Source organism: uncultured Allobosea sp., from assembly GCF_945957345.1.
In the GTDB taxonomy this organism is placed as follows: domain Bacteria; phylum Pseudomonadota; class Alphaproteobacteria; order Rhizobiales; family Beijerinckiaceae; genus Allobosea.
Genome location: NZ_CAMFKW010000010.1, coordinates 74,467 through 96,618 on the forward strand (window position 1 = coordinate 74,467; position 22,152 = coordinate 96,618).

The 22,152-nt window shown below is 66.3% G+C and carries 21 protein-coding genes and 1 tRNA gene; 15 read left to right on the plus strand and 7 right to left on the minus strand.

Features of this window, described 5'->3' with window-relative positions; translation table 11 throughout:
* The first annotated feature begins 23 nt into the window (after positions 1 to 23).
* Positions 24 to 680 (plus strand): class I SAM-dependent methyltransferase, encoded by a 657-nt coding sequence (locus Q0Q36_RS07300; protein ID WP_293796828.1) that lies wholly within the window; start codon positions 24 to 26, stop codon positions 678 to 680.
* Positions 681 to 747: 67 nt separating this feature from the next.
* Positions 748 to 824: transfer RNA gene (locus Q0Q36_RS07305), tRNA-Met, on the plus strand.
* Positions 825 to 982: 158 nt separating this feature from the next.
* Here Q0Q36_RS07305 and Q0Q36_RS07310 read toward each other — a convergent pair.
* The 5 genes from Q0Q36_RS07310 to Q0Q36_RS07330 form a co-directional block, all read right to left on the minus strand.
* Complete coding sequence (locus Q0Q36_RS07310; protein WP_293796830.1) at positions 983 to 1,588, minus strand: hypothetical protein; 606 nt, start codon at positions 1,586 to 1,588, stop codon at positions 983 to 985.
* 317 nt (positions 1,589 to 1,905) lie between these two features.
* The gene (locus Q0Q36_RS07315) at positions 1,906 to 2,904 is read right to left on the minus strand and encodes an extracellular solute-binding protein (RefSeq protein ID WP_293796831.1); all 999 of its coding nucleotides are present in this window, start codon (positions 2,902 to 2,904) and stop codon (positions 1,906 to 1,908) included.
* A gap of 74 nt (positions 2,905 to 2,978) precedes the next feature.
* Positions 2,979 to 4,619 (minus strand): iron ABC transporter permease, encoded by a 1,641-nt coding sequence (locus Q0Q36_RS07320; RefSeq protein WP_293796832.1) that lies wholly within the window; start codon positions 4,617 to 4,619, stop codon positions 2,979 to 2,981.
* Entirely contained in the window at positions 4,616 to 5,674 is a 1,059-nt protein-coding gene (locus Q0Q36_RS07325) for an ABC transporter ATP-binding protein (protein WP_293796833.1), read from the minus strand. Before Q0Q36_RS07325 ends, Q0Q36_RS07320 begins: the two co-directional genes overlap by 4 nt.
* A 71-nt stretch (positions 5,675 to 5,745) precedes the next feature.
* On the minus strand, positions 5,746 to 6,540 hold the full coding sequence (locus tag Q0Q36_RS07330) for an inositol monophosphatase family protein (protein ID WP_293796834.1): 795 nt from the start codon (positions 6,538 to 6,540) through the stop codon (positions 5,746 to 5,748).
* A 46-nt stretch (positions 6,541 to 6,586) separates the two neighbouring features.
* On the opposite strand from Q0Q36_RS07330, the gene Q0Q36_RS07335 reads away from it, so the two are divergent.
* A complete protein-coding gene (locus Q0Q36_RS07335) occupies positions 6,587 to 7,459 on the plus strand; it encodes a DeoR/GlpR family DNA-binding transcription regulator (protein WP_293796835.1) in 873 nt (290 codons plus the stop codon).
* 116 nt (positions 7,460 to 7,575) lie between these two features.
* Here Q0Q36_RS07335 and Q0Q36_RS07340 read toward each other — a convergent pair whose 3' ends face one another.
* Positions 7,576 to 8,229, minus strand: a complete 654-nt coding sequence (locus tag Q0Q36_RS07340; RefSeq protein WP_293796836.1) for a phosphatase PAP2 family protein — start codon at positions 8,227 to 8,229, stop codon at positions 7,576 to 7,578.
* 264 nt (positions 8,230 to 8,493) lie between these two features.
* On the opposite strand from Q0Q36_RS07340, the gene Q0Q36_RS07345 reads away from it, so the two are divergent.
* Complete coding sequence (locus Q0Q36_RS07345) at positions 8,494 to 8,649, plus strand: DUF1127 domain-containing protein (RefSeq protein ID WP_265055887.1); 156 nt, start codon at positions 8,494 to 8,496, stop codon at positions 8,647 to 8,649.
* A 238-nt stretch (positions 8,650 to 8,887) separates the two neighbouring features.
* Here Q0Q36_RS07345 and Q0Q36_RS07350 read toward each other — a convergent pair whose 3' ends face one another.
* Complete coding sequence (locus Q0Q36_RS07350) at positions 8,888 to 9,889, minus strand: GlxA family transcriptional regulator (protein WP_293796837.1); 1,002 nt, start codon at positions 9,887 to 9,889, stop codon at positions 8,888 to 8,890.
* Positions 9,890 to 9,944: 55 nt separating this feature from the next.
* On the opposite strand from Q0Q36_RS07350, the gene Q0Q36_RS07355 reads away from it, so the two are divergent.
* From Q0Q36_RS07355 to Q0Q36_RS07405, 11 genes are all read left to right on the plus strand, one after another.
* Complete coding sequence (locus tag Q0Q36_RS07355; RefSeq protein ID WP_293796838.1) at positions 9,945 to 11,195, plus strand: sarcosine oxidase subunit beta family protein; 1,251 nt, start codon at positions 9,945 to 9,947, stop codon at positions 11,193 to 11,195.
* A 159-nt stretch (positions 11,196 to 11,354) separates the two neighbouring features.
* Positions 11,355 to 11,630: a sarcosine oxidase subunit delta gene (locus tag Q0Q36_RS07360; protein ID WP_293796908.1), complete on the plus strand. Its 276-nt coding sequence runs from the start codon at positions 11,355 to 11,357 to the stop codon at positions 11,628 to 11,630.
* Positions 11,627 to 14,611, plus strand: a complete 2,985-nt coding sequence (locus Q0Q36_RS07365) for a sarcosine oxidase subunit alpha family protein (RefSeq protein WP_293796839.1) — start codon at positions 11,627 to 11,629, stop codon at positions 14,609 to 14,611. Before Q0Q36_RS07360 ends, Q0Q36_RS07365 begins: the two co-directional genes overlap by 4 nt.
* Complete coding sequence (locus Q0Q36_RS07370; protein WP_293796840.1) at positions 14,604 to 15,248, plus strand: sarcosine oxidase subunit gamma; 645 nt, start codon at positions 14,604 to 14,606, stop codon at positions 15,246 to 15,248. The genes Q0Q36_RS07365 and Q0Q36_RS07370 overlap by 8 nt, the downstream gene beginning before the upstream one ends.
* Before the next feature lie 91 nt (positions 15,249 to 15,339).
* A complete protein-coding gene (gene purU / locus Q0Q36_RS07375; protein ID WP_293796842.1) occupies positions 15,340 to 16,224 on the plus strand; it encodes a formyltetrahydrofolate deformylase in 885 nt (294 codons plus the stop codon).
* Positions 16,225 to 16,274: 50 nt separating this feature from the next.
* A complete protein-coding gene (locus Q0Q36_RS07380; protein ID WP_293796843.1) occupies positions 16,275 to 17,171 on the plus strand; it encodes a LysR family transcriptional regulator in 897 nt (298 codons plus the stop codon).
* A gap of 395 nt (positions 17,172 to 17,566) precedes the next feature.
* Complete coding sequence (locus tag Q0Q36_RS07385; protein WP_293796844.1) at positions 17,567 to 18,373, plus strand: carbon-nitrogen hydrolase family protein; 807 nt, start codon at positions 17,567 to 17,569, stop codon at positions 18,371 to 18,373.
* A 14-nt stretch (positions 18,374 to 18,387) separates the two neighbouring features.
* A complete protein-coding gene (locus Q0Q36_RS07390; protein WP_293796846.1) occupies positions 18,388 to 19,056 on the plus strand; it encodes an RraA family protein in 669 nt (222 codons plus the stop codon).
* 90 nt (positions 19,057 to 19,146) lie between these two features.
* Positions 19,147 to 20,193 carry an ABC transporter substrate-binding protein gene (locus tag Q0Q36_RS07395; protein ID WP_293796848.1) on the plus strand — a complete coding sequence of 349 codons (1,047 nt, stop codon included), beginning with the start codon at positions 19,147 to 19,149 and terminating at the stop codon, positions 20,191 to 20,193.
* A gap of 22 nt (positions 20,194 to 20,215) precedes the next feature.
* A complete protein-coding gene (locus tag Q0Q36_RS07400) occupies positions 20,216 to 21,259 on the plus strand; it encodes an ABC transporter ATP-binding protein (protein ID WP_293796849.1) in 1,044 nt (347 codons plus the stop codon).
* Positions 21,256 to 22,140, plus strand: a complete 885-nt coding sequence (locus Q0Q36_RS07405) for an ABC transporter permease (protein WP_293796852.1) — start codon at positions 21,256 to 21,258, stop codon at positions 22,138 to 22,140. Before Q0Q36_RS07400 ends, Q0Q36_RS07405 begins: the two co-directional genes overlap by 4 nt.
* Positions 22,141 to 22,152: the final 12 nt, after the last annotated feature.

Here is a 22,152-nt window from a genome sequence, read left to right on the forward strand (position 1 = left end):
TCTTCCGTTCGGATTTCAGACCCATGCCGGTGACCTACGATCTCGACGGCCAAAAGCGCGCCTACGCGACCTGGGCCAAGTTTTACGACCGGATCTACCAGAACATGCTGGCGCGCCCGCAACGCGAGGCGGTGGAAGCGGCCTGCGCCTGCGGGCCGGACATCCTGGAGATCGGCGTCGGCACCGGGCTCACCCTCTCCTATTTCACGCCCGATTCCCGCGTACTCGGCGCTGACCTGTCGCTCGACATGCTGAAGGTCGCCCATCGCAAGGTCGAGAGCCAGAAGCTCGACCATGTCCACGGCTTGATGGTGATGGATGCCTGCCGGCTCGGCTTCGGCGACGAACGCTTCGACGCGGTCACTGCCCAGTTCGTCATCACGCTCGTCCCCAATCCCGAGCAGGCCCTCGCCGAAATGGACCGTGTCCTGAAGCCCGGCGGGGAGATCATCATCTCCAGCCGGCTCGTCGACGATGGCGGCCTGCTGGCGCCGTTCTGGAGCGCGGTCGCGCCGCTCTCGAAGGCGATCGGCTGGAGCTCCGACTTCAAGGTCAGCCGCCTGACAGAGTGGGCGAAGGCGACGGGCCGCTACGAGACGGTCCATGTCGGGCGCGGCTATTTCAAGGTCGTCCGGCTGCGCAAGCATGCTTCTGCCGATAACGCGCAATCCAAGGCTTGACGCGGCCCCGGCGCGACCCCTATATCGCGCCTCGAAGACGAGCCGGCTCTGCCGGCCTCGGCCCTGTGGCGGGGTAGCTCAGCTGGTTAGAGCAGCGGAATCATAATCCGCGTGTCGGGGGTTCAAGTCCCTCTCCCGCTACCACTTTCTCTCTTGAACCTCCGATCGCGTTCAAGATTCTGAATTATATCGATATTTTCAGAGCGCCCCGCGCCTGCGGGCTGTGAGTTATCCCGCAGGGCCACCTCAAACCGGGTCCTCTCCTTTTCGAGACTTCGCGTAGCCGATCGCATCCTTCCCGTTCAGCGACAATCGGCGCTGCCCTCTGCGTTCAGCCCCTCGCTGCTGCGCCCGAAGCTGGCGCTCGTCACGCCGCCGTCACGGACGATCCGGATGACGTAGATGCTGTCGAAGTCGCGCCCAGACCATTTGCCGACCAGCCCCGGGTCGCCGCCGCCATGTTCGATGAGATCGCGGGCAAGCTTCACGAGCTTCTTATGCTCCCAGGCGACGAGCAGCGTAGCCCCCCGATAATGTGGCGACAGCAGTTCCCTCCTGAGATCTCCAGTCTCCTTGTAGCCGAAGCGCGTATCGACAGCGGTGCCGGTCGCCTTCGACAGAGGCGTCACCGTTTCGAGCGGACGCAGATAGCGATATTTGACGCCGTCATCCTTCTTCATCTGATCTGGATCGGGGGCGAAGATCGCGTCGAAACGGCCGAACTGCTTCGTCAGCGCCGCAGGCAGCGCGTTCGCCCTGTTCAATCCATGGCAATCGAGTCGTCCCTCGCCGCCCGGCGGCTTCTCGCCATGGCGGATCAGCACGATCGTTTCGGTCGTCGCCGGGAAGGCCTGCCCCGCGCTGCCAAGGAAAGATACGAGAGCAATGAAGATCGGAACCGTTCGCATTATCGCACCTCTGTCCGGTCCGCTCATGCCATGCGGCCTCGGTGCCTATTGGTAGCGCCGCGGAAAATCAGAAAAAAGGCAGAGCTTGATGAGAACTCATGGCTTTGGCGTGCCGCGTCAATGCCGGAGACATCCGAGGCTCAATCTCGAACGCAATGCAGGCACGCATCCGCGCCTTCGAGCGGATCGCCTTGCAGGAAGCCGCAATCGTCGATGGGGAACCGACGTGCTTGCTCGGTCTTCCAGCCCGCGGTCGATCAATGTCCGATCCACCGCGGTGCTGTCGAGCGCTTGTTGGAGGCAAAAGGAGGGTGAGCCTATTTGGTCGCGGTGCCGTAGGACTGCCAGCGCTTGAGGAACTCGTCGCGCTTGGCAGCGGCCTCGTCCTCGTCGATGGCGAAGATCTTGACGCTGTCGAGGGCCGGCAATTCGACATGCTTGGAGACGTCGATGTCGCTCCGGCTCGGCCGGCGGAAGGCGTTTTCCAGCAAGGCGATCTGCGCCTCCTTCGACAGCATCAGGTCATAGGCCGCCCTGGCGGCGGCGCCGGCCGGGGCGCCCTTGACCAGGACCTGGAATTCCGGCGTCGAGAACGTGCCCTCGGCCGGGTAGAGCAGTGAGATCTCGCGCTGGCCGCCGGCGACATAGGCGTAGGCATTGCCCTCGAATGTCAGCCCTACCGCATATTCGCCCTGGCCGACGGCACGCAGCACGGTCGAGGCTGCACTGGAGACGATCAGGTTCGCGGCGAGCGCCTTCAAGCCCTCCGGTCCCATCAGCTTGCCGACGCCCCAGAGGATGGTGAAGGCGGTCGAGCTGTTGGTGGGATCGGCGATGATGATCTTGCCCTTGAAGGCAGGGTCGACCAGATCCTTCCAGGTCTTGGGTGCCGGCTTCCCGCCGAGCTGGTTCTTGTTGATCATCGCGACGACGACCTGGAGGTTCGAGGCGGTCCAGAGGTTCTCGGGATGACGCAGCGCTGCCGGGATCTTGGCTGCTTCCGGCGAGGCGTAGGGCTCGTAGAGCTGCTTGAAGGCGCCGAGCGTATTGGCGCTGGAGCTCCAGAAGATGTCGGCCTGAGGCTTGGCGGCCTCGGCCTCGATGCGGCGCAGCAGCTGGCCTGAGCCGCCGGTGATCGTGCTGATCTTGAGGTTGGGCTGCTTCTCCTTGACGACGCCGAGCACGGCATCGACCGACTGGGCATTGTTCGACGTATAGAGCACCACAGTGCCCGAGGCGTTCTGCGCGAATGCGGGTGCGGCGGCCATGCCGGCAAGGCCGGCGAGCACGGTGCGGCGGTCGATCAGATGGGTCATCGTCGTTCCTTTCTGTCCGCCTTCCCCTTCTGATCCGGGCGGCAGGCGGCGCCGGCCCGGCCGTGTTCGATGGTTCAGCTCTTCGAGGAGAACAGGTCGATCTTGAAGACGCGGGTCGCGACGATGATCGGGATCAGGATCACCGCGACCAGCACCAGGCCATAGGCCGAGGCCGGGGCCATCAGGTTGGAGTCGATCAGCTTGTAGATCTGAATCGGCATGGTCTCGCGCCCGCCGGAATAGACGATGATCGAGGCCGAGAGCTCGGCGACGGTGGTCGTCCAGGTCAGCACCGCGGCGGCGGCGACGGCCGGCAGCATCAGCGGCAGCACGACCTTGAAGAAGGTCGAGACCGGCGGCACGCCGAGGCTGATCGAGGCCTCCTCGATCGAGTTGGGGATGTTGTAGAGCGTCGAGGAGGAGTTACGGATGCCGAAGGGCAACCGGCGCACGATATAGGCGAGCACGATGATGCTGGCCGTGCCCGTCAACGGCAGGAAGCCGATGTTGAAGGACATGATCAGGCCGATGCCGATGATCGTGCCGGAGAGCGCCAGCGGCAGCGCCGTCAGATAGTCGAGCGCGGGGGTCAGGATGTTGCGCTTCTTGACGATGAGATAGCTGACGATGGCCGAGAAGGTGATGCCGATTGCGGTGGCAGCCGCCGAATAGAGCAGCGTGTTGATCACTGGGTCGGGCGCGATTTTCACAAGCCGCTCGACATGGGCGGTGGTCCATTCGCCCCAGCGCATCACCGGACCGCGCGAGACCGTGAAGGCGCCGACGACGATCGAGCCAAGCGGCAGGAGCGAGACGATGACCAGGACGGCGGCGCTGAGGCCGATGAAAAGGCCGGGCAGGCCGCGCAGTTTCTCGGCACGCGCGCCACGCCCTTGCGTGACCTCGTGCCGGCCGCGCGCCACGATCCAGCGCTGGACGAAGAGCACGATCATAACGAGCGCGATCGAGACGGTGGCCAGCGTCGACTGCATCACCGGGTCGGAGCCGCCCTCGGCGACGGCCGCCTGATAGGTCAGGACCGAGAGCAATTGCACGCGGCTGCCGAGGATGGTGGCCGTGGCGAAATTGCCGACGACCAGCGTGAAGACCAGCAGCGCGCTTGCCAGGACCGAGGGCAGGACCACCGGCAGCATGACCTTGAGGCGCGAGCGGGCCGGCGAGGTGCCGAGGCTTTGGGCGGCCTCCTCGAGCTGGACGTCGAAGCCGCGGATGGCCGCCAGCGTGCCGATATAGGTGTAGGTGTAATAGGTGAAGGTCATCACCGTGATCAGGCCGGGCCAGCCGTAGAAGCTCGGCATGTCGATGCCGTGGCCGCCGAGCCAGCGGGTGATGAAGCCGTTATTGCCGAGCATCATCAGCCAGGTCTGGGCGGCGATGACCTCGGGGATGACGAGCGTGATCAACGGCAGCACCGCGACGATGCCCTTGCCGGGAAAGTCGAAGCGCGCCGTGAAATAGGCCAGCGGCACGCCGATCAGCGTCGTCGTCAGCGTCACGGCGATGCCGAGCACGATGGTGTTGACGATGGCGGCGAAATATTTGGGATCGCCGGCGAGCGTCACCCAACCGTTGCGGCCGCCGCTGCCGATCGAGCCGGTCAGCACGTTGAGCAGCGGATAGAGCAGGAAGACGGCCAGGATCGCCAACGCCAGCGCCGAGAGCCAGAACCAGATCGAGCGGAATTGCGGGCTCATGACGCGAGCACCAGCGTGCGGGTGGGATCGAAGCCGAGGCCCACAGTCGCGCCGGGCTCGAAACGGTCATGGGCGCCGCTTTGCAGGTCGACCGCGAGCATGCGGCCGCTGTCGAGCGCGACCTGGTAGCTGGTCTTGCCGCCGAGATACTGGCGATGCGCGATGCGGGCCGGCAGCGTGTCGGCCGTGCCATGCTCGACCAGCAGAATATCCTCGGGACGGGCGACCAGCGTCGCCTTGCCGGCCGCGATAGCGGCCGGTGCGCGCGCCGCGATCGTGATGCCGTCGAGCGTGACGAGCCCGGTCTCTCCGGCCTGCCTGGCCCGCGTCTCGACCGCGATGATGTTGGCGCCGCCGACGAAATCCGCGACATAACCGGTGCGCGGCTCGCGATAAATCTGGGCGGGGGTGCCGACCTGCTCGAGCTGGCCCTGGTTCATCACGCCGATCCGGTCGGACATGGCGAGCGCCTCCTCCCGGTCATGGGTGACGAAGACCGTGGTGATCCTGGCCTCGCGTTGCAGCTCGACGATGGTCTCGCGCACCTGGAGCCTGAGCTTGGCGTCGAGATTGGAGAGCGGCTCGTCCATCAGCAGCACCTTCGGCTGGATGACGAGAGCACGCGCCAGGGCGACGCGCTGGCGCTGGCCGCCCGACAGCGCAGCCGGATGGCGGGCGCCGAGATGACCGAGGCCGACGCGCTCCAGCGCCGCCTGGACCTTGGGCTTGATCGCGCTTTCCGCCTGCTTGCGGGCGCGCAGGCCATAGGCGACGTTGTCGAACACGGTCTTGTCGGGGAAGAGCGCGTAATCCTGGAAGCACATGCCGATATCGCGCTTGTGCGGCGGCAGATGCGTCACCTCCGTGCCGCCGAAGCGCATATGTCCGCGCTCGGCGGGGACGAAGCCGGCGATGGTGCGCAGAAGCGTGGTCTTGCCGCAGCCGGACGGTCCGAGCAGCGTGAAGAACGAGCCAGGCTCGATCGTCAGCGCCAGCCCGTCGATCACGCGCTGGCCACCATAGGCCACGGCCAAATCCTCAATGACAATGCCCATCTGGTCGTCCCCTCTCAACTGAAAGCTCCGGCGGATCGGCGCCGTCTCGGAGCGGATGTTCCGTGGCCGGCTCAGCGCTTCATGGCTTGCTCGACGAGGCGCAGCATCTCGCGGTGACGGGCCGGATCGCCGGCCGCCATGATGCGCTTGCCCGTCTTGTGGTCGACCGGGCGCCCTTCCCAATCGGTGATGACACCGCCGGCGCCTTCGATGATCGGGCGGAAGGGCGCGAAATCCCAGAGCTTCAGCCGCGTGTCGAAGGCGGCGTCGGTGCGCCCCGAGGCCAGCAGGCCGAAGCTCATGCAGGCGCCGCCCCAGATGCGCCAGGCCGTCGCGGCGCGCATGGCGTCGAGCGCGGGCGTTTCTTCCGCGTCGAAGAAGTCGGGATTGCTGGCGGAGAGGATGGCCTCACCGAGCGTCCCGCAGGCGCGGGTGCGGCAGGGGCGGCCATTATGCGTGGTCGGGCTGCCCTTGACGCCGATCCAGCGGTCGCCGGTGATCGGATGGTCGATGATCCCCAGGATCGGCTCGCCTTCCTGCATGAGGGCGATCAGCGAGCCGTAGACTGGCAGGCCGGCGATGAAGGCGGCTGTGCCATCGATCGGATCGAGCACCCAGACCAGATCGGCATCGCCAGCCGAGGGAGCCTCCTCCTCGCCGATGATACCGTGGCCCGGGAAGCGATCCGCCAGCATCTCGCGCATGCGCCGCTCTATGCGGGCGTCGAGCGCGGTGACGAAACTCTTGTCGGACTTGACCTCGACATCGGGGCGCACGGTTGCGGCTTCGCGCAGGATCGAACCGCTTTCCATCGCGAGCTGGATGGCAAAGGCCAGCCACTCAGCATGATTGTCCCCGCTTTGCATTCGCCATCCCCGCTGTCTCTGGAGACGGCTTAGCATTTGTGGATATATGTGGCAATGTGGATTTATGACCGATTTATATCGATCGCTGTTGCGCCACCCTCGAGAGCGGTGCAATGAACCGGTTCGCAGGAGACGACAGCGCATGTGGCAGGGTGAGAGAAAGCAGCGGATCCGCGCGCTTCTCGATACATTCGGCAGCGTTTCAGTCGAGCGGCTCGCCCAGGAATTCAGCGTTTCCCACGAATCGATCCGCCGCGATCTCGTCGCGATGGAGCAGGACGGTTCCTTGCGCCGGGTGCATGGTGGGGCCGTCAGTCTGCCGGCGGAGCAGGACGCGTCCTATGGCGCCCGCTCGACCGTCCGCCTGAAGGAGAAGCGCGCGATCGCACAGGCCGCAATGGCGCTGGTCAAGAGCGGCCAGACCCTGTTCCTCGATGGGGGAACGACGACGGCTGCCTTAGCCGAAGAGCTCAAGAGCGTTCCCGAACTGAACATCCTGACCAATTCCCTGGACGTCGCCACCACCATGGCGTCGACGCAGCAGAGGATGGGCAGCCGGGTCTTCCTGCTGGGCGGCGCGATCGTCCACGAGCCGCCGGAGACCGGCGGCCCTTCGACGATCAACGACATCTACCGCTTCAAGGCAGATCTCGCGCTGCTGTCGCCTTTCGGAGTCGACATCAAAGGCGGGGCGACCAATTTCTTCGAGCACACGGCCGAGATCGCACGAGCCATGGTCGCCAATACGACGAGCGTGGTCCTGATCGCCGACCATTCCAAGATCGGCGTCACCAGCCGCGTCCGCTTCTGCGAGCTCGATCGCGTGTCCGCTCTCGTCACGGACAGGAAGGCAAAAGCGCTGCCTGCACTGGCGGCTCTTTCGGGCATCGTCGGGCGCGTGATCGTTGCCGATGCCTAGTGTAACGAAACCTTCAGATTTCGCGCAACCAGGCTGGGTAGACCCCGTACCCTCAAAGCCTCTCCTTCAGGCAACCCTTCTACTTCTATCCGTGATGTTTCCACGATCTCTGCGATTCACGCCCCCTCGACGGCCCGTGTAGCAGCCTGACCAGAAGCATCCCACGGTTGATATCCAGGCGGCAGGGCGCAGACATCAAGGCTCGCCGCAAGGCTGCGGGCGTAGAGGGCGATATCCCGCTCCAGCGAGAATTGGCTTCCGCCCAGCATGACCAGCGTGAGAGCGAAGCCGCCGGCCACGGGAGCGAGGGGCAGATGCGGGAGTCCCTCCCTGATGCTCAACCATATGAAGAAACCGACCGCGAGCGCCCCCACCGTGAAGCCGATCAGGACCTCGGGAATGCTGTGTGCACCCAGCCTGACCCGGCTGATGCCGATAGCGACCAGGAGGAGTGCGGCCGCAATCCCTGCCGCGAACTGGACGACCCGGCCTCGGCCGACCGAGAGGAGGATCGCCAGCCCGGCGTAAAAGACCGTGCTGAAACTGACATGCCCACTCGGACTGACGACCTCGGCGTTCGCAAGGCCGGGACCGCATGCGTTGAAGATCAGCTTCAGCAGGATCGTCGCGACCGCAGCGCCGGCAAAGCTGGCTGCCAGCGCCAGGGCGAGCCGCCACTCGCGCAACACCGCAAGATAGAGCAGCAGAAGGATCGAGGCCGGGAGCAGAAGGGCCGCATCGGCGAGAGCGGAGACCGCGGGGCTGATCATGTCTCGAAATGCTGCGCCACGAGGCGTCCCCTTCCCTAGCCTGCTCGCCGTGCAAAATATCGGTTTCAGGCGAAACCGCCATTGCGATCAACGCATGGCAAATCCAAAAACTCGTCAAAACACGATCTAATCATGCATTAAATGCATAACAGAGCTGAGCTTAAGCTCCTACCTGAGGCAGGCCGATCATTTTATATGCAGCGCACAACGAAATTGTCGCTGTGGGCACCGCCCCGGTCCGGAATATCCGCTAGGAAGATCACCATGTTCGTCACCATGATCGCCGCCAAGATCCGCGCTTTCCTCCGCTATCGCGAGACCGTTCGCGAGCTCTCCCGCCTGTCCAACCGTGAGCTCGACGATCTCGGCCTGTCGCGCTCGGAGATCGACTTCGTCGCTCGCTCGCACGCCGCGGCCTGAAGCATCTGAATGAGAACCGCTGCGCCACCGGGCGGAGCGCGTTCCAGGTAGTTTCTCCTGAGGCTCGAGTTTCCCCCCTCCCCTTGAGCTTCGGTTGAAGAGCGAATGCCCGCCGCCCGGCGGGCATTTTGCGTTTCAGGGCTGAAGTCGAAGAAGCGACATGCGTTGTCGATGATCGTCGCGCTTAGCTGATCACATCGTCGACCTCTCCAGGCCGAAGGTCGTCGGCCGGTTCCGATCACGCCCGCATCTGCCCGCTTGTGCTGTCGCGTTCCCCACGCGGCGGATATCCGAAGCGCAGGCTGTAGGCCCTCGAAAAATGGCTCGGACTGGCAAAGCCGCAGGCCAGGGCGATCTCCAGCACCGAGAGGCTGGTTTGACGCAACAGGTCGCGAGCGCGGTCGAGTCGCAAGGCGAGATAATGCTCACCGAGCGAGCGGCCGAGATGCTGGCGGAAGAGGCGTTCGAGCTGGCGCAGCGAGACCTGGGCGAGGCGGGCAAGCTCCGCGCGGGGCACGGGGCTTTCGAGGGTCTGTTCCATGCGCGCGATGACGCGCAGCAGCGGCGCATGCGCGATGCCCAGCCGCTCGCGCAACGGCATGCGCTGCGGCCCCGCCCCTTCCCGGACTTGGGTCTGCAGGAACCATTCGCTGACCGTGAGCGCCAGTTCGCTGCCATGCTCGCGGGCGATAACCGCATGCATCATGTCGAGCGGAGCCGTGCCGCCGCCGCAGGTCAGGCGGTCGCGGTCGATCTCGTAGAGCGAGCGGCGCAGGTCGAGAGCCGGATGCTCCTCCAGCAGGGCCGACGCATGTTCCCAATGGATAGTGAAGCGATACCCTGAGAGCAGATTGGCCCTCGCCAACAGATAAGGCCCTCCCGAGACGCCGCCGATCCGAACCCCGCGTCGCGCGAGCTGGCGCAGCCAGGCAAAGCTCGGCTGGTGCCGAAAAAGCGCCGGGTTCCCGCCAGCACAGACGAAGAGATAGTCGAGCCGCAATGTCGCTCCGACCCCGGCATCCGCCGCGATGGCGACGCCGTTCGAGGCCGATGCGGGCGCGCCGTCGATCGAGATATGGCTCCAGCGGTAGAGCTCACGCCCTGACAGGACGTTGGCCGCCCGCAGCGGTTCGATCGAGGAGGCATAGGGCAGCAGCGCGAAATCGGGGATCAGCAGGAAGCCGACATGGGTCGGCCTACCGCTGTCGCTTTGGGACAAATCTATGTCGCTTTCAGACATGTCGCCGAGCCTATGTCGGTCAAACTCTGGATGACAAGCCCGATCGGATTCCTCGATGCGCTATTCCGCCTTCTCGCTGCTCGCCCAGGCTTTCAGGGGCCATAAGGGCTGGACACCGGCCTGGCGCGAGCCCGAACCCAAGGCCGACTACGATGTCGTGATCATCGGCGGTGGCGGGCATGGGCTGGCGACCGCGCATTACCTCGCCAGCCGGCACGACATCACCAATGTCGCGGTGCTGGAGAAGGGCTATCTCGGCTCCGGCAATGTCGGCCGCAACACCACGATCATCCGCTCGAACTACCTCCTGCCCGGCAACACTCCCTTCTACGAATTGTCGATGAAGCTCTGGGAGGGACTCGAGCAGGACCTGAACTACAACGCCATGGTCAGCCAGCGCGGCGTGATCAACCTCTATCACTCCGACGGGCAGCGCGACGCCTTCGCCCGGCGCGGCAACGCGATGCGGCTCGCCGGCGTCGATTCCGAACTGCTCGGCCGCGAGCAGGTCCGGGCGATGCTGCCCTTTCTCGACTACGACAATGCCCGTTTCCCGATCCAGGGCGGGCTGTTGCAGCGCCGCGGCGGCACGGCCCGGCATGATGCGGTCGCCTGGGGCTATGCCCGCGCCGCCGACAGCCGCGGCGTCGACCTCATCCAGAATTGCGAGGTCACCGGCATCACCATCGTCAATGGGCGGGCCGTGGGCGTGGAGACCTCGCGCGGGCCGATCCGGGCGAAGAAGATCGCCATGGCGGTGGCCGGCAACTCCTCGCGGGTCGCGGCGATGGCGGGCCTGCGCCTGCCGATCGAAAGCCATGTGCTCCAGGCCTTCGTCTCCGAGGGTCTCAAGCCACTGATCGACACGGTCGTCACCTTCGGCGCCGGGCATTTCTACATCAGCCAGTCCGACAAGGGCGGGCTCGTCTTCGGCGGCGATATCGACGGCTACAATTCCTATGCCCAGCGCGGCAACCTGCCTGTCATCGAGGACGTGATGGAGGCCGGAATGGGGCTCTGGCCCGGGCTCGGCCGGGTGCGCATGCTGCGCCACTGGGGCGGCATCATGGACATGTCTATGGACGGCTCGCCGATCATCGATTTCACCCCGGTCGAGGGGCTCTATCTCAATTCCGGCTGGTGCTATGGCGGCTTCAAGGCGACGCCGGCTTCCGGCTTCTGCTTCGCGCATCTGATCGCGACGGGAGCGCCACACCCGGTTGCGAGCGCCTATCGGCTCGATCGCTTCGCCACCGGGCACCTGATCGACGAAAAGGGCGCCGGCGCCCAGCCGAACCTGCATTGAGATGACGAGCCGTGCTCAACAGTCGCGTCACGGTCGGGCCTGTCCCGACCATCTGCGTATTCGCCCATCGAGCGTAGCGTTCAAAACGTGGATGCTCGCCACAAGGGCGAGCATGACGGCGGCGGTGCGCCGCACCCCGACAACCGTGGAAGCCTGACCATGCGCATCACCTGTCCCCATTGCGGCGCGCGCGACGCCCAGGAATTCACCTATCTGGGAGCGGCCGATCCGCAGCGGCCCGACGGCATGGCGGCGACCGAAGCCGCGATGGTCGATTACGTCTATCTGCGCGACAATCCGGCCGGCCCGCACCGCGAGCTCTGGTATCATGGCGCCGGCTGCCATGCCTGGCTGGTCGTGACCCGCGACACGCGCACCCATGCGATCGCATCGGTCGAACCTGCCAAGGCGCGTAAGGCGGGAGCGGCGGCATGAGCGGCCAGCCTTTCCGCCTCACGTCCGGCGGCCTGATCGATCGCGGCCGGACGCTGGATTTCAGCTTCGACGGCAAGTCCTATCAGGGGCACGCAGGCGACACGCTGGCCTCGGCACTGTTGGCCAATGGCGTGCGCCTTGTCGGCCGTTCGTTCAAGTATCACCGTCCGCGCGGCGTCCTTTCGGCCGGCCCGGAGGAGCCGAATGCGCTGGTCGAACTGCGCACCGGCGCCCGCCGCGAACCGAACACCCGCGCGACCGTCGTCGAGCTGTTCGACGGGCTTGAGGCCGCCAGCCAGAACCGCTGGCCCTCGCTCGCATTCGATCTGCTCTCGCTGAACGGGCTGGTTTCTCCGGCTCTCGTCGCGGGCTTCTACTACAAGACATTCATGTGGCCGGCGGCCTTCTGGGAGAAGCTCTACGAGCCCCTGATCCGCCGCGCCGCGGGCCTCGGCCGTGCGGCCGGAGCCGAAGACCCCGACCATTACGAAAAGGCCTTCGCCTTCTGCGACGTGCTGGTGATCGGCGGCGGCCCAGCCGGTCTCGCCGCAGCGCTGGCCGCCGGCCGTAGCGGCGCCCGCGTCATCCTCTGCGACGAGGATTTTCGACTTGGCGGCCGCCTTCTGGCCGAGAAGCGCGAGATCGACGGCAAGCCAGCCTCCGAATGGCTGGCCGCGACGCTGGCCGAGCTCGCAAGCCTCCCGGACGTGCGGATCATGCCCCGCACCACAATCTTCGGGCTCTACGACCACGGCATCTATGGCGCCGTCGAGCGAGTGAGCGACCATCTGCCGGAGCCAGCACCGCACCAGCCGCGCCAGCGTGGCTGGCGTATCTATGCCAAGCGCGCGATCCTCGCCGCGGGTGCCCTGGAACGGCCGATCGTCTTCTCCGGCAACGACGCGCCGGGCGTCATGCTGGCCGGCGCGGCGCGCACCTATGTCAACCGCTACGGTGCCCTGCCGGGTCGCGAGACCGTGCTGTTCACGGCGGGCGATGACGGCTGGGCAACGGCCCGCGACATCGCCTCCGCTGGTGGTCAGGTCGCGGCCATCGTCGATTCCCGCCCCGAGGCCGACGCAGGGCGCAAGGCACTCGCCGATAAGCTTGGCGCGCGGCTGTTCGCGGGTGGCGCTGTCGAAGGAACGTCCGGCGGTCGCCAGCTCGATGGCGTCACCATCCGCGAAGCCTCTGGCGCGACGGCCAGCGTAGCCTGCGATCTGCTGGCGGTCTCCAACGGCTGGAACCCGACCCTGCACCTGACCTCGCACCAGAACGACAAGCCGGTCTGGGATGACGGCCTGCACTGCTTCGTGCCCGGCAGCTTGCCGGCGGGCCTCTCGGTCGCTGGCAGCGCGGCGGGACGTTTCACCCTTGCGCAAGCGCTGGAGGATGGCGCGCGGCTCGGCCGCGAGGCTGCCGCCGATGCCGGGCTGACGCCCGCAGGCGCCGGTCCCGTGCCGGCGACCGATCCCGAGACGAATGGGCTGCAGCCGGTCTGGCGGGTGAAGGGCGCGAAGGGCAAGGCCTTCGTCGATTACCAGAACGACGTCACCGACAAGGATGTCGAGCTGGCCGCGCGCGAAGGCTTCCGGCCGGTCGAGCATCTCAAGCGCTACACCACGCTCGGCATGGCGACCGACCAGGGCAAGACCTCGAACCTCGCCGGCCTCGCCGTCGTGGCCGAGCAGACCGGCAGGACGATCCCGCAGACGGGGACCACGACCTTCCGGCCGCCTTATACGCCCGTCGCGATCGGCGCGCTCGCCGGTCATCACCGCGGCAAGGATTTCCGCCTGACGCGGCTCGCGCCGACCCATGACTGGTCGAGGGAGCAGGGAGCCGTCTTCGTCGAGTCCGGCCAATGGCTGCGGGCGCAGTACTACCCGAAGCCCGGTGAGAACGACTGGCTGACCACCGTCAACCGGGAGGTTCTCGCAGTCCGCAGCGGTGTCGGCATCTGCGATGTCTCGACGCTCGGCAAGATCGACATCCAGGGCACCGACGCCGCCGAATTCCTGGAGCGCGTCTACATCAACGGCTGGAAGGCCCTGCCGGTCGGCAAGGCGCGTTACGGCCTGATGCTGCGCGAGGACGGTTTCGTCATGGATGACGGCACCACGTCGCGCCTCGGCGAGAGCCATTTCCTGATGACCACCACCACCGCCAATGCCGGCAAGGTGATGCAGCATCTGGAGTTCTGCCATCAGGTGCTCTGGCCGGAACTCGACGTGCGACTAGTCTCGGTCTCCGAGCAATGGGCGCAGGCCTCCATCGCCGGCCCGAAGGCGCGCGAGACGCTGCGCGGCGTCGTCGACTCCGCGCACGACATCTCGAACGAGGCGTTCCCCTATCTTGCGGTGCGCGAAATCACCGTCGGTGGCGGCATTCCGGCCCGGCTTTTTCGGATCTCCTTCTCGGGCGAGCTGGCCTATGAGCTCGCCGTCCCCGCCGACTACGGCGACGCGATGATGCGCGCCTTGATGCGAGCCGGCGCGCCCTTCGGCATCACGCCCTACGGCACCGAGGCGCTCGGCGTGATGCGCGTCGAGAAGGGCCATGTCGCCGGCAACGAGCTCAGCGGCCAGACCACGGCGCGCGATCTCGGTCTCGGCAAGGTGATGTCCTCGAAGAAGGACTATATCGGCCGCTTGATGGCCGGCCGGCCAGCGCTCATCGAGAAGGATCGCCCATCCTTCGTCGGCTTCAAGCCGGTCGACCCCGCGCAGCGCCTGCGCGCCGGAGCGCATTTCATCGGCATCGGCAAGGCGACGGTGATGGAGAACGACGAGGGTTATATGACCTCGGTCGCCTATTCCCCGCATCTGAAACATTGGATGGGGCTCGGCCTGATCAAGGGAGGCGCGGCCCGCATCGGCGAGCGCGTGCGCGCCTACGACCCCGTCCGCAACGGCGATATCGTCGTCGAAATCTGCTCGCCTGTCTTCGTCGACCCGGAAGGAGCCCGCCTCCATGGCTGAAACAGCGACCCCGTCGCGCTGGCTGCCGCGGCGTCCCTGGGAAGGCGTGCTCGCCGACGGCCATTTCGGCAAGGCGGACGAAACCGGCGTCACGGTCCAGACGCGCGAAGCGCTTGGCATCGCCACCCTGATCACCGGCGAAGACAGCCATGCCGCGCTCGACGCCGCCATGTACGAGCATTTCCGCCTGTCGCTGCCTCGAACGCCAATGGCGGTTCGCAGCGGCAGCCGTCAGGCCGTCTGGAGCGGCCCCGGGCAATGGCTCCTGGTCGCCGACAGCCGCGAGGGCTTCCGCGGCGATCTGGCGAAGCTCGCCGGCCTTGCGGCCGTCTCCGACCAGAGCGACGGCCGGGCCGTGCTGAGCCTGTCGGGCCCACGCGTCCGCGACCTGCTCGCCAAGGGCGCGATGCTCGACCTGCACCCGGCTGCCTTCCCGGTTGGCACGGCCGCATCGACGAGCATCGCCTATCTCGGCGTCACGCTCTGGCGCAGCGCGGACAGCCCCGAGGGCCCCGTCTTCGAGATCATGGTCGCGCGCAGCATGGCCGGCAGCTTCTGGTCCTGGCTCTCGGCCTCGGCGGCCGAATTCGGCTATGCCGTGACAAGCAGGCGGGCTTCATCGGCGGATCGAGGTTGACGGCGGCGCAGCGCGCGCGGCAGACCCTCACCTTCGATCGAACCTCTAGACCAGGGCCGCTCCATCGGGGCCGCCGGCTGGGAAGAACCTCATGGCCAGCTTCATCCTCACCGTCACCTGCCCGGCGCAGCGCGGCATCGTCGCGGCGATCGCAAGTTTTCTAGCCCGGAACGGCTGCAACATCACCGATAGCTCGCAATTCGACGACGCGCAGACCGACCGCTTCTTCATGCGCGTGAGCTTTGCCTCGGAGGAAGGCGTCGCCCTCGCCGCCCTGCGGGAAGGCTTTGCCGCCGTTGCGGAACCTTTCGGCATGGAATGGGCCATCCATGATGCAGCCCGGCGCCTGAAGGTCGTCATCATGGTCTCGCGCTTCGGGCACTGCCTGAACGACCTGCTCTATCGCTGGCGCATCGGCGCACTGCCGATCGACATCGTCGCGGTCATCTCCAACCATCTCGACTACCAGAAGCTCGTGGTGAACCACGACATCCCGTTCCACTACATCCGCGTCACCAAGGAGACCAAGGTCGCGGCCGAGGCCCAGCAGATGCGCATCGTCGAGGAGACCGGCGCCGACCTGATCGTGCTGGCGCGCTACATGCAGGTTCTGTCCGACGCGATGTGCCGGGCGATGTCGGGGCGGATCATCAACATCCACCACTCCTTCCTGCCCTCCTTCAAGGGCGCGAACCCCTACAAGCAGGCCTTCGAGCGCGGCGTGAAGCTGATCGGCGCGACCTCGCACTACGTCACCGCCGATCTCGACGAAGGTCCGATCATCGAGCAGGATACGATCCGCGTCACGCATGCGCAGAGCCCGGAGGATTACGTGAGCCTGGGAAGGGATGTCGAAAGCCAGGTGCTGGCGCGGGCGATCCATGCCCATATCCATCGCCGCGTCTTCCTCAACGACCACAAGACGGTGGTCTTCCCGGCTTCGCCAGGCTCCTTCGCCTCCGAGCGGATGGGCTGAGGGCAGCGCCGGGCGACTCTTGACGCGCAACGGAGAGTGGAACACCGGCGTTGAATCTCAGATTCCTGGAAACCTTCGTCTGGGTCGCGCGGCTGCGCAATTTCTCCCTCGCCGCCGAAAAGCTCTGCACGACGCAGGCCGCCGTCTCGAACCGGATCGCAACGCTGGAGCGGGAACTGGGCGTGCGCCTGTTCGAGCGCGATCTGCGCACGGTCAGCCTGACTCCGCACGGCCAGCGCGCGCTGCCGCAGGCCGAGGCGATCATGCGCATGGTCTCCGAGCTGGAGCGCACGATCGCCGATGCCGGCCAGATGCGCGGCACCGTGATGATCGGCGCCATCGACTCGATCGTCTACGCCTGGCTGCCGCGCCTGATCGAGCGGGTTAAGGCGACCTATCCGAATGTCGCAATCGACCTCAATGTCGATACCAGCCTCAACCTCGCCCGCCAGATCCAGGACGGCCAGATCGATCTCGGCCTGATCATGGGACCGGTGGTGGCGCCCCATATCCGCAATATCGAGCTCTGCGCCTTCGACTGCGTCTGGATCGGCTCGCCCAGGCTCGCCCTGAAGCCCGGCCGGCTCGCGGTCGCCGATCTCGCCGGTTATCCGGTCTTCGCCTATTCCAAGGGCTCGCAGCCGCATCAATCGGTCGTGCGGGCGATCGAGCTCGCCGGCGTCGACACCGACACGATCCGCATCTTCAACTCGAATTCGCTGGCGACCATCACCCGGCTGATCCGCGACGGCGTTGGCGTGGCGGCACTGCCGCGCGTCGTCGTGCAGGAATTTCTCGACAACGGCGATCTGCACGTCCTCGACGTCGACGCCAGGCTGCCACCCCTGCATTTCCACGCCGTCTTCAACGACGACCCCGGCAACGCCCTGCCCGCCCTGATCGCCGACATGGCGGCGGAGATCGCGACGGCGCCGGTCGCAAGATAAGCGGAGAACCAAGCAGCGCAGGGGTCGGCTCGTCCAGGCGGAACCTCTCCGTCGTTCCGAGGCTTAGCATCAGCGAAGAACTCGGAAGCCATGAACACGCCACCTGCCGTCATGGTCAGGCTTGTCCCGACCATCCACGTCTTCTTCGATGCAGTGCGGTGTTCAAGACATGGATGCTCGCCACAAGGGCGAGCATGACGATGATCCAGGGCCAGGCCGTCCCAACTCCCCAGGAGCGCGGGCGCGAACCTCCCGCCGTCATAAGCAATTCTTGTTGAGCCGAACAAGAATTTCGCGTTTGCCGCCGGCGGCGGGGTTTGGTCTCCTCCTCGCCGGCCGGATCGGAGGGCAGCTTTTCCTGCCCGGACCGCCGGCCCCGAGAAGGGGGTGCGCCGTTGAAAGTCTCTCTCATCCAGATGAATTCGCAGGACGACAAGGCTGCGAACCTCAAGACCGCCCGCGCCATGGTCGAGAAGGTGGTTGCCGACGACAATCCCGACCTCATCGTCTTGCCGGAATATTACGCCTTTCTCGACGGCAGCCCACAGGCGATGCGCGACAGCGCCGAGACCTTCCCGAACGGCGAGAGCTATCGCCTGATGTCGGGCCTCGCCGAGAAGCACGGCGTCACCATCCATGCCGGCAGCGTCTGCGAGCGCGACGGCGACGACTATTTCAATACGACGGTGGTCTTCGGCCCGGACGGCAAGGAGATCGCCCGCTACCGCAAGATCCATCTCTTCGACGTCGATGCGCCGGGCGGCTCAAGCTATCGCGAGTCCAACATGGTCTCGCGCGGCAAGGAGATCGCGACCTACCGGGTCGGCGAGGCCACCGTCGGCTGCGCGATCTGCTACGACATCCGCTTCCCCGAGCTGTTCCGCAAGCTGCGCGATGCCGGCGCCGACGTCATCGTGCTGCCGGCCGCCTTCACCCTGATGACCGGCAAGGACCATTGGGAACTGCTGGCCCGGGCGCGCGCCTGCGAGACCCAGACCTGGTTCCTCGCCACCGGCCAGACCGGCACCCATGCCCAGGGCAAGAACGCCTGCTACGGCCATTCCATGGTGATCAACCCCTGGGGTCATGTCACCGCGCAGGTCTCGGACGGCATCGGCACCACCAGCGGCCGGCTCGATTTCGACTACACCGCCAAGGTCCGTGCCGCGGTGCCCGTCGCCAATCACCACGTCATCGCCTGAACGGGAAACGCCTGATGTTCATCGTCAACCCGATGCCGGCCCAGATCTCCGGCGACCTCGTCTCCCTGCTGCAGCAATGCGAGGTGGCGACCATCGGCCATGTCCTGCATTCCGGCTTCGTCGATCGTGAGATCAGGGCCGTGCTGCCGAGCAAGCGCATCGCCGGCACCGCCGTCACCATCCGCATCCCGCATGCGGATTCGACAGCGCTGCACTACCTCACAAAGCTGGTGCGGCCGGGCGACATCGTCGTGATCGACCGCTGCGGCGACGACAAGCATGCCTGCTGGGGCGGCGTCGTCACTCATGCGATGAAGCTCGCAGGCGTCGCGGCCGGCGTCATCGACGGCCCGGCCACCGATTTCTCCGAGATCGTCAAGACCGACATGCCGATGTGGTGCCGTGGCCCCTCGCCGATCACCACCAAGATCCTCGGTACGGAAGGCGCGATCAACGTGCCCGTCAGCGTCGGCGGCCAGACGATCGAGCCCGGCGACGCCGTGCTCTGCGACGAGAGCGGCGTCGTCGTGCTGAAGCCGGCAACCGCCGAATCCTACGCGCGCCGCGCCATCCAGATGCAGGAGCAGGAGCTCGTCCTGCTCGATCGGCTGCGCAAGGGCGAGAAGCTGCCGGATATCTCGGGCGCCACGGCGCTGGTGGAGGGCAAGCTCGCCAAGGCCTGAGCCTTGCACGGCAGGATCGCAGAAGACCATCGCTTGGAGACGGACGGCTCGACCCGTCCGCGGGATCACAACAGAGAGGGGATCAAGCACATGAAGACATCAGTCAGCTTCGCCATCGCCGTCGTCTTGGCCGGCCTGTCCGCGCCGGCCGCCTTCGCCCAGCAGCAGACCGTGACGGTGATGGGCTATTCCGGCCTGTTCCAGGAGCGTTACGCCAAGGCCGTGGTCGAGCCCTTCATGAAGGCCAATCCCGGCATCAAGGTCGAATATTTCCCGATGCCGAACTCGGCCCAGATGCTCGGCAACCTGCGCGCCCAGAAGGCGGCGCCCCAGGCCGACGTCGTCATCATGGACGTTTCGGTCTCGAAGGCTGCGACCGACGAGAAGCTGCTGACCAAGATCGACGAGAAGAACGTCCCCAACGTCGCCGACCTCTATCCCAACGCCCGCATCCCCGACGTCGACGGCGTCGGCGTGACCTTCGACAATCTCGTCATGCTCTATAACGGCGAGGCGGTGAAGGACGCGCCGAAGAGCTGGATGGACCTCGCCAAGCCCGAGTTCAAGGGCAAGGTCGCGATCCCCGGCATGCCCGACATCCAGGGCCTCTCGCTCGTGCTGATCATGGACAAGGCGCGCGGCGGCACCGACTATCTCAAGAGCGTCGAGAAGGGCATCGCCGCGCTCGGCGAGATCGCCCCGAACGTGCAGACGTGGGAGCCGAAGCCCGAGGTCTATCCGGTGATCATCTCCGGTCAGGCCGTGATCGGCGCCGGCTGGAACGCCCGCGCCCAGGTCAATGCCGACGCCTCGGGCGGCAAGCTCAAGGCCGTGCTGCCGGAGGAAGGCAGCGTCTTCCAGATCAACACGATCAGCCTCGTCGCCAACGGCCCGGGCAAGGATGCCGGTGCCAAATTCGCCAATTACGCGCTCTCGGCCGAGGCCCAGAAGGCCTTCACCGAAAGCATGTTCTACGCCCCCACCAACGCCAAGGCCCAGATCTCGGATGCCGCCATCGCCCGCACCGCGGTCAAGTCGATGAACAAGGTCATCCCGGTCGACTGGATCGCGCTCGCCAAGGTCCGCGACCCGATCATGGAGCAGTGGCGCCGCAAGGTGATCCCGCTGAGCCGCTGATCATCTTTCGGGACCAGGAACGATGAGCGAGCAGGGCTTCCTCTCCATTCGCGGGCTGACCAAGCGCTACGCCGCCTTCACGGCCGTCGAGGACCTCGACCTCGACGTGCCCAGGGGAGAGCTCGTCGCCTTCCTCGGCCCCTCCGGCTGCGGCAAGACCACCTCGCTGCGCATGATCGCCGGCCTGGTGCCGGCGACCTCGGGCCGCATCGTCGTCGACGGCAAGGACCTGACAGAGGTCCCGACCCATCGCCGCGACATGGGCCTGGTCTTCCAGAGCTACGCGCTCTTCCCGCATATGAGCATCGCCAGGAACGTCGCCTTCGGCCTGGAGATGCGCAAGGTCCCGAAGGACGAGATCGCCCGGCGGGTGAAGGAAGCGATCGCGCTCGTCCATCTCACCGGCAAGGAGGAGCATCGTCCAACGCAGCTCTCCGGCGGCCAGCAACAGCGCGTGGCGCTTGCGCGTGCGCTGGTGGTCAGGCCCTCGATCCTGCTGCTCGACGAGCCGCTCTCCAATCTCGACGCCAAGCTGCGCGACGAGATGCGCAACGAGATCCGCGAGATCCAGCAGCGCCTCGGCATCACCGCGATCTTCGTCACCCATGACCAGGGCGAGGCCCTGACCATGTGCGACAAGGTCGTGGTCATGAACCAGGGCCGGCTTGAGCAGCTCGGCACGCCGGTCGATCTCTACGAGCGGCCGCGCACCGCCTTCGTCGCGAGCTTCGTCGGACGCACCAACCGGCTCGCCTCCGTGGCGAAGGACGGCTCCGTGGAGATCGCCGGCCAGCGCATCGCCGCCCCTGCCGGCCTCTCCGGCCCGGTCGAGGTCATGATCCGGCCGCACCGCATCGCCTTCGCCCCTGCGGGAGAAGGCGTTCCCGGCACAATCGCGAAAGCGGTCTTCGCCGGCGACATCCTGCAATACGATGTCGAGGTCGCCGGCCAGATCCTCTCGGTCGAGCTCGCCACGCGCGGCGGCGAGACGGTGCTCTCGCCCGGCACCGCGGTCGGCCTGTCCTGGCGCCCGCAGGACGTCTTCGTCTACGGGGCGGCGGCATGAGCGCCGGAGCCGCCATCGCCCTGCCGGCGCCGGCCCCGCGCGAGCGGGGGAGAGGCGTCGCTCCGATCGTAGCACTGCTGGCGCCGATCGCGCTGATCAACGCCGTCGGCTTCCTCGCGCCGGTCCTGAACCTCGCCCGGATGTCCTTCTACGAGGTCGAGCCGACCGGCGCGATGCGCGAGGTCTACACGCTCGCGACCTGGGCCAAGGTGTTTTCGGACGGCTATTATGCCGGGCTGATCTTCGACAGCATCACGGTCAGCCTGGGTATCACCCTGCTGACCCTGCTCTGCTCCTATCCGATCGCGCTCTACCTGCATCGCTCCAGCGGCACCTGGCGCACGATTCTGCTCGTGCTGGTGATCTCGCCGCTGCTGACCTCGGCGGTGGTGCGTACCTATGGCTGGATCGCGATCCTCGCCGAGAACGGCCTCGTCAACAACGCGCTCGCCACGCTCGGCCTCGCCAAGCTCAAGCTGATGTTCAACGCCACCGGCGTCACCATCGGCCTCACCGAAATCCTGATGCCCTACATGATCCTGGCGTTGCTCGCCGGCTTCGGGCGGCTCGACCCGCGCGTCGAGGAAGCGGCCGCGACGCTGGGCGCCCCGCCTTTCACCATCTTCCGCCGCATCATCCTGCCGCTGACCCTGCCCGGCATCGCGCTCGGCTGCCTGCTCTGCTTCGTGCTGGCGGTGTCGTCCTTCATCACGCCGAAGCTGCTCGGCGGCGGGCGCGTCTTCCTGCTCGCGACCGAGATCTACGACGAGGCCATCGTGACGCTGAACTGGCCGCTGGCGGCCACGCTCTCGATCCTCGTGCTGATCATCTTCGGCGGCGCGCTGATGCTCTACAGCCGCGCCCTGCGCGCCATTCTGTGAGGGAGGTCGACC

Excerpts from the sequence above, each read along its gene's own strand:
- Q0Q36_RS07300 (WP_293796828.1), top strand. The coding sequence starts at position 24 with ATGCCGGTGACCTACGATCTCGACGGCCAAAAGCGCGCCTACGCGACC.
- Q0Q36_RS07370 (WP_293796840.1), top strand. The coding sequence starts at position 14,604 with ATGGCTGAAACAGCGACCCCGTCGCGCTGGCTGCCGCGGCGTCCCTGG.
- Q0Q36_RS07355 (WP_293796838.1), top strand. The coding sequence starts at position 9,945 with ATGCGCTATTCCGCCTTCTCGCTGCTCGCCCAGGCTTTCAGGGGCCAT.
- Q0Q36_RS07330 (WP_293796834.1), bottom strand. The coding sequence starts at position 6,540 with ATGCAAAGCGGGGACAATCATGCTGAGTGGCTGGCCTTTGCCATCCAG.
- purU (WP_293796842.1), top strand. The coding sequence starts at position 15,340 with ATGGCCAGCTTCATCCTCACCGTCACCTGCCCGGCGCAGCGCGGCATC.
- Q0Q36_RS07350 (WP_293796837.1), bottom strand. The coding sequence starts at position 9,889 with ATGTCTGAAAGCGACATAGATTTGTCCCAAAGCGACAGCGGTAGGCCG.
- Q0Q36_RS07390 (WP_293796846.1), top strand. The coding sequence starts at position 18,388 with ATGTTCATCGTCAACCCGATGCCGGCCCAGATCTCCGGCGACCTCGTC.
- Q0Q36_RS07345 (WP_265055887.1), top strand. The coding sequence starts at position 8,494 with ATGTTCGTCACCATGATCGCCGCCAAGATCCGCGCTTTCCTCCGCTAT.
- Q0Q36_RS07360 (WP_293796908.1), top strand. The coding sequence starts at position 11,355 with ATGCGCATCACCTGTCCCCATTGCGGCGCGCGCGACGCCCAGGAATTC.
- Q0Q36_RS07405 (WP_293796852.1), top strand. The coding sequence starts at position 21,256 with ATGAGCGCCGGAGCCGCCATCGCCCTGCCGGCGCCGGCCCCGCGCGAG.
- Q0Q36_RS07320 (WP_293796832.1), bottom strand. The coding sequence starts at position 4,619 with ATGAGCCCGCAATTCCGCTCGATCTGGTTCTGGCTCTCGGCGCTGGCG.
- Q0Q36_RS07395 (WP_293796848.1), top strand. The coding sequence starts at position 19,147 with ATGAAGACATCAGTCAGCTTCGCCATCGCCGTCGTCTTGGCCGGCCTG.
- Q0Q36_RS07315 (WP_293796831.1), bottom strand. The coding sequence starts at position 2,904 with ATGACCCATCTGATCGACCGCCGCACCGTGCTCGCCGGCCTTGCCGGC.
- Q0Q36_RS07365 (WP_293796839.1), top strand. The coding sequence starts at position 11,627 with ATGAGCGGCCAGCCTTTCCGCCTCACGTCCGGCGGCCTGATCGATCGC.
- Q0Q36_RS07310 (WP_293796830.1), bottom strand. The coding sequence starts at position 1,588 with ATGCGAACGGTTCCGATCTTCATTGCTCTCGTATCTTTCCTTGGCAGC.
- Q0Q36_RS07400 (WP_293796849.1), top strand. The coding sequence starts at position 20,216 with ATGAGCGAGCAGGGCTTCCTCTCCATTCGCGGGCTGACCAAGCGCTAC.
- Q0Q36_RS07335 (WP_293796835.1), top strand. The coding sequence starts at position 6,587 with ATGTGGCAATGTGGATTTATGACCGATTTATATCGATCGCTGTTGCGC.
- Q0Q36_RS07340 (WP_293796836.1), bottom strand. The coding sequence starts at position 8,229 with ATGATCAGCCCCGCGGTCTCCGCTCTCGCCGATGCGGCCCTTCTGCTC.
- Q0Q36_RS07325 (WP_293796833.1), bottom strand. The coding sequence starts at position 5,674 with ATGGGCATTGTCATTGAGGATTTGGCCGTGGCCTATGGTGGCCAGCGC.